The sequence below is a fragment of the Chloroflexota bacterium genome, from assembly GCA_011322445.1.
Taxonomy (GTDB): domain Bacteria; phylum Chloroflexota; class Anaerolineae; order Anaerolineales; family DRMV01; genus DRMV01.
In genome coordinates, this window is sequence record DRMV01000040.1 from 1 (window position 1) to 10,995 (window position 10,995).

Here is a 10,995-nt window from a genome sequence, read left to right on the forward strand (position 1 = left end):
CGGCTCAAACGAGCCGGTGCTCGATGGACGCCATACGGGGCTGAAATGACCGCCAAAGCGCGAGCAGCCTGGTTGAGCGATGCTTGGTCTCCCACCACCGGCTGGCCCCTTGCTGCCTGATTCTACAACTTATGAGTGCTCCCAAACGCCATAAGTTTCCCTATCTTGAGCAATTCCATAGTACAATTGGAAGTATCAATACCTTCTGCTCCCACGGGGCTTGCATGTCAATCTCTCTTCACCTCTACGGCACGATTGCCCAACACGCTGGCGGGAAACACATCGCCACCCTCACTATTCCCCTGGAAGGCACCACCACCGTGCGAGAACTGCTGGCCCGCTTCAGCATTCCTCCTGAAGAAACCGGGTTAGTCTTCATCAACGCCGTGCTTCACGACCTGCCTGGGCTGCACCTTTCGCTCGACGACCCTGTGCACGACGGTGACCATGTGGGAATTTTTGCCGCCGACTATGTCTGGCCTTACCAGTATCGCGGGGGAGCACCCATGTCATCCAAACTGGCAGCCTACACCCAAACCCACGATTACCTCAGGCATCGGCCGCGAGAGGCACAATAGCCCTGTCCGTTCCATTTCCTTTTTTCTCTTGGAGGCACCTATGGCACGCAAAATTCTCCGCATCAACATGACCGACCTCAGCGCCACTTACGAGGACCTTCCCGAGAAGTGGGCCAAGTGGGCCGGTCGTGGGCTGACCTCGTCTATTGTGTTCGACGAAGTCGACCCCACTTGCCACCCGTTAGGGCCCAACAACAAACTGGTGATCGCCCCCGGGTGGGTTTCCGGCACGCCTGCCGCGCCCAGCAACGGCCGCACCTCTTTCGGCGGCAAAAGCCCCCTCACCGGCACCATCAAAGAGGCCAACTCCGGCGGGCTTTCCAGCCAGAAAATCGCCAAACTGGGCCTCGCCGCCATCATTCTGGAAGGCCAGCCCAAAGACGGCAAGTGGTACACCATCTTCATCAACAAAGACGGTGTGAAATTTGAAGATGCCAGCGACCTGCTGGGCAAAGGCATGGAAGAAGTCGACCGCCTGATGTGGGAACGCTACCCCAACAAACCTGCCGTCATCGGCATCGGGCCGGTCGGTGAACGCCTGGCCGCCAATGCGGGCATCTCAGTGAACGACCCCGAAAACAACCCCGGCCGCTACGCTGGCCGTGGGGGGCTGGGGGCCGTGATGGGCGCACGCCACGTCAAAGTCATTGTCGTGGATGACAAAGGCGGCCCTGGCGTGGAAATCAAGAACATGGACCTCTTCAAGAAGGGGCGCAAGAAGCTGACCAACGCCATCCTGGCGCACGACCTGACCAAACAGGGCGGCGGGTTGAACGCCTACGGCACTGACGTGTTGATGAACATCATCAACGAAGCCGGCGGCCTGCCGACCCGCAACTTCTCCAGCGGCCAGTTTGAGGGCGCGGCCAAAATCTCCGGCGAAATGATTGCCGAAATCGTCGCCGAGCGCAAAGCCGGCATGACCGGCCACGCCTGCCACCCCGGCTGCGTGATTCAGTGCTCCAACATCTACCCCGGCCCCGACGGCACCATCATTGCCTCCCCTATCGAATATGAAACTGCTTTTGCCCTTGGCGCTAACTGCGGCATCGACGACCTCGACTTCGTCGCCAAGATGACCAAAGCCTGCAACGACCTCGGCCTCGACACCATCGAGATGGGCAACACCATCGCCATCGCCATGGAAGCCGGGCTGATCGAATTCGGCGACAAGGAAGGCGCACTGGCGCTCTTCGACGAAATCGCCAAAGGCACACCTCTGGGGCGCATCCTTTCCAACGGCGTGGAAGCCACCGCAAAAATGTTTGGCGTCCACCGCGTGCCCACCGTGAAAGGGCAATCCATGCCCGCTTACGAGCCGCGCGCCATCAAAGGCATCGGCTTCACCTACGCGACCAGCACGATGGGCGCCGACCATACCTCCGGCTACACCATCGCCCCCGAAATTGCCGGGGTAGGCGGCAAAGTGGACCCGATGACCTACGAAGGGAAAGCCGACCTCTCCCTCGCCTTCCAGGCTACCACCGCCTTCATCGACAGCAGCGGCTACTGCCTCTTCATCGCCTTCCCCATCCTCGACATCGAAGAAGGCTTCCAGGGCATGGTGGAAAGTGTGGCCGGCGTGATGGGGTGGGATCCCGAAAGCACCGACGTGGTAGCCCTCGGCAAGGAAGTGCTCAAGAAAGAGCGCCTGTTCAACGAGCGTGCCGGCTTTACCAACGCCGACGACCGCCTGCCGGAATTCATGCGCTACGAGAAACTCCCGCCGCACAACGTGGTGTGGGACGTGCCCGACGAAGAAATCGACAAAGTGTACGCCTGGGTGCACGAAGACTAACCCCAGCCCTGTCACCAGCAAATGCCAAAGTAGGGGCAAGTCTGAGACTTGCCCCTACTGCCCATAAAAGGACAAGCGAGGTGGTATGCAAGTCGAAGTCCGTGTCTTTGCCACGTTGAGGCCCTACCTTCCCGACCTGGGCATCGGGGAAGCCAAAACCGTGGAAATTCCAGAAGGCACCACAGCCGCCGAACTGGCCCAACGGCTGGGCATTCCTTTGGATGAGGTCAAAATCATCATGCGCAACGGCCTCCAGGTCGAGCCAGAAGAAAGGCTCGCCGATGGCGACCGGATAGCCTACATCCCTGCGGTGGGAGGCGGTTGAAATGCCAACCTTCGTGCATCCGCTGTGGGGATACGCCCTCGATTACCCCAACGGCTGGGTATGGGAAGAACAGGGCGAAGTGACCGCCTTCGGGCCTCACAAAGACAAACTGAACACGGAAAACCTGCAACAGGCCGGGCATTTTGCCATCCGCCCCGAGCTCAACCCCTACCTGCGTCCCATTGAACCCCTTTGGACGGAATACATCACCCGCGTCAGCATCATGAAAGGGGCCAAAAAAGTCGGGGCTTCGCCGCTGAAAGTGGGCAACCTGGAAGGCTATGAATCAGAACTGCTTATGCCCGCCAGGCAAAAGCGTCGCCTGTGGGTGGGGTTGCTGGCCGCGGGAGGCATCATCCTGCATCTGATGCTCACCCACCCCACAGACGAGAAAGCCATTTTCCAGGCACCGGCCTCTCGCATGGTGCAAAGCCTGCGCTTCGTGGCCCACACCGCCTCCATCGCCACTACCGCCGCGGGGCTTCCCTTGCCGCCGCAGTATCACCCCACCGCGGTGGAAAGCGTGCTGGCCGACACCACCGCCGACCAGGGTTGGGAAGCCTGGACAGGCGATGCCCCCCTGGCCGCCTTGCAAGCCTTTTACCTGCGCGAACTGCCCCACCACGGCTGGGAAATCACGGCCTACTACCCCTTCCCCAACCGCGAGCCGAACATCCGGTTCGCCAGTTTCCTCGCCCAGCGCGATGACGCCCAGGCCATCGTCGCGCTCATTCCTTACGGAAGCCGCCCCATTCGCGGCCATCTCGCCATCCGCCTCACCCCCGGAGCAAAAGAGTAAACCCATGAACGACCTCAACAACCTGGAAATCGGCAAGACCCCCATCGCCAAAATTCAAATCAACATTTACGGCAAGTTACGCAAACGCCTGCCCTTGACCCGTGAAGTCGGCACGCGCGGCGTCATTGAAATGGAAGTGCCGGTAGGGGAAACCCTGGAAAACGTTTTGCAGCGCATTGGGGTCAGCAAAGACGACCTCTACACCATCTTCCTCAACAACCAGTTGCTAACCACCAAAAACGCCATGGCCGAGCACCTGGGCTACCAGCAATATTGCGAAAACTGCCACAATTGGGAACTCTGCGTCACCATGAACGACGGCGATGTAGTTGCGCTGTTTGGCCTCGACATGGCCACCCTGGTGATTTGACCACCTGCCGCCAGCCAGGGGGAAGTTCATCGGCCGCGCCGCGTTCGCGTCACCGAGCCTTCACAAAGTCAAAGGGAGCGCATCAACGTCACGTTCCGAGAGCACGAAACCCCTCTCCCGCTGGGAGAGGGGCAACCCATGACGTCCCCACTTCCCCTGCGAGGCGGCTTGATGCTATAATTCCCCCAGCGCCATGAAAACCGCCCTCATTCCCGTCGACCCGCTGGACGACCTCGCCGCCCTGCAAGATAAAATTGCCTGGGCAAAAGCGCCGCGGGCGTTGCTGCTGTGGCCCCAACAGGGCTGCGCGGTACAACGCACCCTCGACTTCGTGCGGCTACGGCGAGCAGCCGACGCGTTGGGCACACAAATCGCCATCATCACGCGCGCACGCGGCCCGCGGCGGGAAGCCGAAGCAGCGGGCATTCCGGTCTTCCCCGACCGGAAGACGGCGCTGCGCAAAGCATGGCGCTGGCGGCGGGTGCGCCTGCCACGACGGCGGCGTCACACCGATTTGTATGCCCTGCAAGCATGGGCACACCGTCCCCCACCCTGGAGCCGCCTCACCCCCCTCCAGCGATGGGGCGCCTTCCTCACAGGCGTGGCAGCGGTGTTGCTGTTGGCCGCCTTCACACTGCCCGGGGCACGCCTGACCCTGACCCCCACCCGCACCACCCGCACCCTGACGCTCACCGCGGTGGTCAGCCCGGCTTACACCGCACCCGACGCCACCGACCATTTACCCGCCCATTGGGAAACGGTCACCGTCGGCAACCGCGCCGCGCAGGAAGTCAGCGGCATCAGCCGCCTGCCCCAAACGCCAGCAAGCGTCACCCTTACCTTCACCAACCTGACTTCCCACGCCGTCGAGGTGCCCAAAGGCACGCGCGTCCACAGCCACACCGGCCACGTGGTGTTTCTCACCACGGAGGGCGCCCACGTGCCTGCAGGCCCCGGCGCCACCGCCGAAGTAACAGCAACCTCCATCCCGCGCGGCCGCGCTGCCAACCGCCCGGCGCATGACCTCGGCTTTCTGGAAGGCCCTCTGGCCTTCGAGGTTGCTGTCGACAACCCCTTGCCCGCGGCCGGGGGGCGCGACATGAGCGTGCCCGCCCCCACCGCCGACGACTACCAACGCCTGGAAGCCACCCTGCGGGCGCATCTGGCAACCCAGGCGCTGGCTACCCTGGAACGCAAGTTCCCCAACGCGTGGATCGTGTTGCCCTCGTTACAAACCGCCGCCGACCTGGAGCGCACCTTCGACCCACCCCAGCCCGCGCCCGCCAACATGCTGCACCTCACCTTGCGGGTGCGCTTCCGGGTTCTGATCGTTGACCCCAACGACGCCCGCACCCTGGCACGCCGCGCCCTCACAGCCCAGGCCCCCTCTGGCATGAGGCTGGTGCCTTCCAGCATTCAGGTGGAAGCCGGGGAAATCACACCGCGGGGCAACGACCGCTATGCGTGGCGCTTGCGCGCGCAGGGCGCCTTCATCGCACCCCTGGACGAGGAAACCGCCCGCCGCGTGGCTCGCGGCCACACCCCCGAAATTGCCGCTCAGCGGCTTCAGCAAGCCCTGCCGCTGGCCGCCTCCCCCAAAGTCACCCCCTGGCCGCGCTGGTGGCCGTGGGTGAGCCTGCTTCCCCTCCGCATTCAGGTCGTCATTCCCAATACCTGAACCTCTCTCGAATTCCTATGCGCATCTTAGCCATTGACCCCGGCGAAAAATTCATCGGCCTGGCGATTTCCGACCCCACGGCCACCATCGCAGGCCCCCTCACCGTGCTGCGGCATCGCGCGCGCGAAGCCGATGCCGAGGCCATTGCCCGCATCGCAGCCGAGCATGGCGTCGGGCGCATTGTGGTCGGGCAGGCCACCGACGCCGCTGGCCGCCCCACCACGCTGCAAGCGCGCCGCGCGGCCAACCTCGCCGCGGCGCTGAAAGAGGCCAGCCGCCTGCCTGTCATTTTGTGGGACGAAACCGGCAGCACGCAAAAAGCCCTCGCAGCGTGGAAAATGATGGGCACCGCGCGCCGCCGGCAACGTCGCCCCGATGCTGTTGCCGCCACCGTGATTCTGCAAAGTTACCTCGACGCCGGCGCGCCGCTCAACACTGAGCCATGAAACGCTTCGGCTGTCTGCTCACGCTACTGGTCGTGGTCGGGCTGGGAGGGATGGGCTGGCGCGCGTCTGCCGATACCCGCCAGGCGCAAGCCCAGTTTGGCCCTCCGGCAGCAGACCTGGGCTTCCTGACAACCTGGCGGCTAAGCCACACTTTGCTCACCTCACAAAACGCACTCCTGACGCCGGTGCCTGCGACGGCTGGTGCAACGGTGGAAATTGCCCCCGGCGAAAACGCTGCTGCCATCGCCCGGCACCTGCACGACGCCGGTTTGATCCCCGATGCCACCGCGTTCCTCGCCTACGTGCGCTACAAAGGCTGGGATACCGACCTGCAAGCGGGCACCTTCCGGCTGGCCGAGCCGCTTGCGCCGGTGGCACTGGCCGCCCGGCTGCGGAAAACCCCGCCCCAGGATGCCGTGGTGGTGGTGCTGCCCGGCTGGCGGCGGGAAGAGATCGCAGCCGCGGTGCCTTCCAGCGGCCTGGCGTTTACCCCGGCACAATTCCTGGAAGCCACTGCCCAGGCAACCGATGCCAGCCTGCCGATTATCCCCCCGCCCCACGCCTCGCTGGAAGGCTTCCTGGCACCCGGTCGTTATACTTTCCCGCGCGACACCACCCCAGCCAATGCCGTCGCGGCCATGCTGCACCGCATGGCCCAATGGCTGACCCCCGCCTGGCAAGCAGCCGTGCGCGCCGAGGGGCTGACGCCCTACCAAGCGCTTACGCTGGCTTCCATCGTGCAGCGAGAAACCCACCATCCCGACGAAATGCCCCACATTGCCGCCGTATATCTCAACCGGCTGCACCGCGGCATGCCGCTGGAAGCCGACCCCACCGTGCAATATGCTTTAGGCCAACCCGGCGCGTGGTGGCCAGCCCCTCTCACCGCCGCCGATTTGAAAGTCAATTCCCCCTACAACACCTACCGCCATGCAGGGCTGCCCCCGGCCCCCATCGACAACCCTTCCCTGCAGGCATTGCAGGCCGTGGCTCACGCGCCTGCCACCGACGATCTTTTCTTCCGCGCAGCGTGCGACGGCTCAGGGCGACACGTCTTCAGCCGCACCTTTCAACAGCACCTGCAAAATGCGTGCCCTTAATTCTGGCTTCGAGGAGACCGCTGTGGAAAACAACCTGCCAACGCTGGACATTTTACCCGTCGAAAACATCTTTCCGCACGAATATTATGATGAGCAACGCGCCCGCCCCCTGATGGAAAAATTGCGCACCGCGGGCGTGCTGAAGAACCCGCCCATCGTGATGCCTTTTTGCGATGGCAGCCACCGCTACATGATTTTAGATGGCACCAACCGGGTCACCGCGGTGCGCCTGCTGGGCATCCCTCACATCATCGTGCAAGTGGTCGAGCCCAACGCGCCCGGGCTGGCCCTCCGCACCTGGAACCATGTGGTATGGGGCCTGACGCCGGAAAACCTGCTGCTCGGCCTGCAGGAAACCGTGCCGCGCTTGCGGCCTTCCGTCTCGCTGGCGCTCAGCGTGGCCGCGCTTCACGAACGCAAATTGATGCTGGTGGTCAGCCTGCCCGATGGCCGGGTGTTTTCGGCGCCCCCTGAAGACGACGAGATCGCGACCATCGCGACCCTGAACGCGGCAGTACAAAGTTACCAACGGCGGGCTGCGCTGGACCGCACCAACGAGCACGATGCCCAGGTGCTCAAAGCCCTGTACCCCGACATCAGCGGTGTGGTCATTTTCCCGCCGTTCAAGGTCAAACAGGTACAGCGCCTGGTTTCAGAAGGGCATTTGCTGCCGCCGGGCATCACGCGCTTCATCGTGTCGCCGCGGGCGCTGCGGGTCAACTATTCGCTGGAAGCCCTGGCCGCGCCTATCAGCCTGGAAGAGAAACGCGCCCAGTTACGCGCCTGGCTGCAGGAACGCCTGGCAGCCAAAGGCGTGCGCTATTACGCCGAAGCCACGGTGCTTTACGACGATTGACAAGAAAAGCGCAAAGCGCCTTTTATAACCACAGGCCTGGCTCAAATGCCAGGCCTGTTTTTTCTCGAAGGAGAAGGGCTGCTTAGTGATTGCGGCGGTCGCGGTTGCCGCGGGAACGATTGTCCCGCCGGCCGCCGCGGTTGCTGCCGCCACGGCTGCCGCCGCGCGAGCGGTTGGGCTTGTCGTGCGCCTGGGCTTCCTCCACCGTCCAGCCTTCCAGCACAGCCTGGCGGGAAAGGCGAATGCGGCCGGTAGGGTCAATGTTCGTCACCATCACGGTGATTTCATCACCCACCCGAACCACGTCTTCCACACGGCGCACCGGCTCGGTATCCAGTTGGGAGATATGCACCATCCCATCGGTGTTGGGCAAAATTTCCACGAAAGCGCCGAAATCGGTCACCCGCACCACCTTGCCGGTGTAGATGCGCCCCACCTCAGGGGTTTCGGTCAGCGCCTCGATGCGCTCACGCGCCTGCGTCGCGCCGGCCATGTCGGGCGAGGCAATGTAAACCAGGCCGTCTTCCATGATGTCGATTTTGGTGTTGGTTTCCTCTTGCAGGCCGCGGATGGTCTTGCCGCCAGGGCCGATGATCGCGCCGATTTTATCCACCGGAATGCGGACGACGATCATGTGCGGCGCGTGGGGCTTCAGTTGCGGGCGCGGTTCGGGGATGACTTCCAGCATCTTGCCGAGGATGAACAGGCGGGCTTCCCGCGCCTGCGCCAGGGCCTGGCGCATGATTTCTTTGGTGATGCCCGCGATCTTGATGTCCATTTGCAAGGCGGTGATGCCTTTTGCGGTGCCCGCGACTTTGAAGTCCATGTCGCCGAGGTGGTCTTCCATGCCCTGGATGTCGGTCAGCACGGCATACTGCTCGCCTTCCTTGATGAGGCCCATCGCGATGCCCGCCACCGGGGCTTTGATAGGCACGCCGGTGTCCATCAGGGCAAGGGTGGAGCCGCACACGGAAGCCATCGAGGTGGAGCCGTTGGAGGAAAGCACCTCGGAAACCAGCCGCAGCGTGTAGGGGAATTCTTCTTCCGAGGGGATGACCGGCAGCAGCGCGCGTTCAGCCAGCGCACCGTGGCCGATTTCACGGCGGGAAGCGCCGCGCATCGGGCGCACTTCGCCCACCGAGAAGGGCGGGAAGTTGTAGTGGTGGATGTAGCGCTTGCTTTCGGTGGGGGTCAAGCCGTCGATTTCCTGCGCTTCGCGCGGGGTGCCCAGCGTAGCCAGGGTGAGCACCTGGGTTTCGCCGCGGGTGAACAGCCCGGAGCCATGGGCGCGGGGGCTGATGTCCACCTCGCACCAGATGGGGCGGATGTCGGTAGTGCCGCGGCCATCGGGGCGGATGCCTTCGTTGAGAATGCGGCTGCGCACGATTTTCTTGAGCACGTCTTCGAAAGCCACCTTGACGGGCAGGGCTTGCGAGGCATCTTCGCCCGCGAGGGCTTCCACCACCTCTTTCTTCAACGCGTCAATGCCATCGTTGAACTCGGCTTTGGTGTGCGGGGTTTCCAGCAGTTGCCGAATCCGGTCGGCAACCATGCCCTCAACCTGCTCCACCAGGCTTTCTTCCACCACAAAGGGCGTATAGGTGCGCTTGGGCTTGCCCAGTTCGGCAGCCATCTTTTCCTGAATGTCAATCATCGGCTGCAGCGCCTGATGGCCAAAGGCCAGGGCTTCCACCATCACCTCTTCAGGCACTTCGCTCGCCCCGGCTTCCACCATCAAAATGGCATCGCGAGTGCCGGCAATGCGCAGGTCGAGGGTCGACTTTTCCAGTTCGGGGAAGGTGGGGTTGACCACAAACTCGCCGTCAATGTAGCCAATGCGCACCGCGCCCACCGGGCCATGCCAGGGGATGTCGGAAATCATCAACGCGGCCGAGGCAGCGTTGATGGCAAGGATGTCGATGGGGTTTTCTTCGTCGGCCGAAATGGAATAAAGCACCACCTGGACGTCGTTCCGCAGGTCTTTGGGAAAGAGCGGGCGCAGCGGGCGATCGACCAGGCGGGCGGTGAGGGTGGCTTCCTCGGAAGGGCGGCCTTCGCGGCGGAAGAACGAGCCGGGGATGCGCCCACCGGCGTACATGCGCTCTTCGTAGTCCACCCGCAGGGGGAAAAAGTCAATGCCTTCGCGGGCTTCTTTGCTCATGGTCGCCGCGGCAAACACCATGGTGTCGCCCAGGCGGACGGTGACGGCACCGTTGGCCTGCATCGCCAACTTCCCGGTTTCGATGACGACGGTTTTGTCGCCAACCACGGTTTCGTAACGGTGGTTTTGGGGTTTCATAGGACCTCCATAGGTCGCCCGTCCGGTCAGGGACTGGAATCCACAGCCAACGAGGTTGGCCGCAGGCTCCAATTCCCAACCGGCGGGCAGGTAAAAGGGTTTTACAACAAGGGGAAGCCGGGCAGATAGTGGCATCCCCCTGAATCACAATGAAAGCACGACATAAAAAACGCGTAGGCGTCGGAAGCGCCTACGCGCGGATGCCTTCCCGCTCACTTACGGCGAATACCCAGCCGCTCGGTGAGTTCCAGATAGCGGGGATAATTGGTACGGCGCAGGTAGTTGAGCAAGCGTCGCCGCCGCCCCACCATCTTCAGCAGCCCGCGGCGGGAAGATTCGTCGTGCTTGTGCACCTTCAGGTGTTCCGTGAGTTGCTTGATGCGGGTGGTGAGGATGGCAATCTGCACCTCAGGGGAACCCGTATCTTTTTCGTAACGGTGGAAGGTCTCGATGACCTCGGTTTTGGTGGTTTTATCTAAACCCATGACCATGCATCTCCTTTTGTGCAAGTCTCCAAGACGATAGCCGCAGCCGTCGTCTGGTCAAGTCAGCGGCGGTGATTATACCACAAAGCGCAAAAACCCGCGCGGCAGAGAGCACCTTGGGAGCACTCATAAGTTGTAGAATCAGGCAGCAAGGGGCCAGCCGGTGGTGGGAGACCAAGCATCGCTCAACCAGGCTGCTCGCGCTTTGGCGGTCATTTCAGCCCCGTATGGCGTCCATCGAGCACCGGCTCGTTTGAGCCG

The 10,995-nt window shown here is 62.8% G+C and carries 11 protein-coding genes; 9 read left to right on the forward strand and 2 right to left on the reverse strand.

From position 1 onward, the window contains the following. Positions 1–224: 224 nt before the first annotated feature. From ENJ54_08270 to ENJ54_08310, 9 genes are all read left to right on the forward strand, one after another. Positions 225–578: a hypothetical protein gene (locus ENJ54_08270; GenBank protein ID HFC09824.1), complete on the forward strand. Its 354-nt coding sequence runs from the start codon at positions 225–227 to the stop codon at positions 576–578. Positions 579–618: 40 nt separating this feature from the next. Beyond that, entirely contained in the window at positions 619–2,376 is a 1,758-nt protein-coding gene (locus tag ENJ54_08275; protein HFC09825.1) for an aldehyde ferredoxin oxidoreductase, read from the forward strand. Positions 2,377–2,461: 85 nt separating this feature from the next. Next, on the forward strand, positions 2,462–2,701 hold the full coding sequence (locus ENJ54_08280; GenBank protein ID HFC09826.1) for a thiamine biosynthesis protein ThiS: 240 nt from the start codon (positions 2,462–2,464) through the stop codon (positions 2,699–2,701). Between the two features lies 1 nt (position 2,702). Further along, a complete protein-coding gene (locus ENJ54_08285; GenBank protein ID HFC09827.1) occupies positions 2,703–3,500 on the forward strand; it encodes a hypothetical protein in 798 nt (265 codons plus the stop codon). 4 nt (positions 3,501–3,504) lie between these two features. After that, positions 3,505–3,870 (forward strand): hypothetical protein, encoded by a 366-nt coding sequence (locus tag ENJ54_08290; protein ID HFC09828.1) that lies wholly within the window; start codon positions 3,505–3,507, stop codon positions 3,868–3,870. Positions 3,871–4,063: 193 nt separating this feature from the next. Continuing rightward, the gene (locus ENJ54_08295; protein ID HFC09829.1) at positions 4,064–5,548 is read left to right on the forward strand and encodes a hypothetical protein; all 1,485 of its coding nucleotides are present in this window, start codon (positions 4,064–4,066) and stop codon (positions 5,546–5,548) included. A gap of 17 nt (positions 5,549–5,565) precedes the next feature. Continuing rightward, positions 5,566–5,994 (forward strand): Holliday junction resolvase RuvX, encoded by a 429-nt coding sequence (ruvX, locus tag ENJ54_08300; GenBank protein ID HFC09830.1) that lies wholly within the window; start codon positions 5,566–5,568, stop codon positions 5,992–5,994. Then, positions 5,991–7,094, forward strand: a complete 1,104-nt coding sequence (gene mltG, locus ENJ54_08305) for an endolytic transglycosylase MltG (protein HFC09831.1) — start codon at positions 5,991–5,993, stop codon at positions 7,092–7,094. The genes ruvX and mltG overlap by 4 nt, the downstream gene beginning before the upstream one ends. Beyond that, positions 7,081–7,950 carry a hypothetical protein gene (locus ENJ54_08310; protein HFC09832.1) on the forward strand — a complete coding sequence of 290 codons (870 nt, stop codon included), beginning with the start codon at positions 7,081–7,083 and terminating at the stop codon, positions 7,948–7,950. The genes mltG and ENJ54_08310 overlap by 14 nt, the downstream gene beginning before the upstream one ends. An 82-nt stretch (positions 7,951–8,032) precedes the next feature. Here the strand turns inward: ENJ54_08310 and ENJ54_08315 are convergent, their stop codons facing one another. After that, a complete protein-coding gene (locus tag ENJ54_08315; GenBank protein HFC09833.1) occupies positions 8,033–10,249 on the reverse strand; it encodes a polyribonucleotide nucleotidyltransferase in 2,217 nt (738 codons plus the stop codon). A 212-nt stretch (positions 10,250–10,461) separates the two neighbouring features. Next, complete coding sequence (locus tag ENJ54_08320; protein HFC09834.1) at positions 10,462–10,734, reverse strand: 30S ribosomal protein S15; 273 nt, start codon at positions 10,732–10,734, stop codon at positions 10,462–10,464. Positions 10,735–10,995 lie beyond the last annotated feature (261 nt).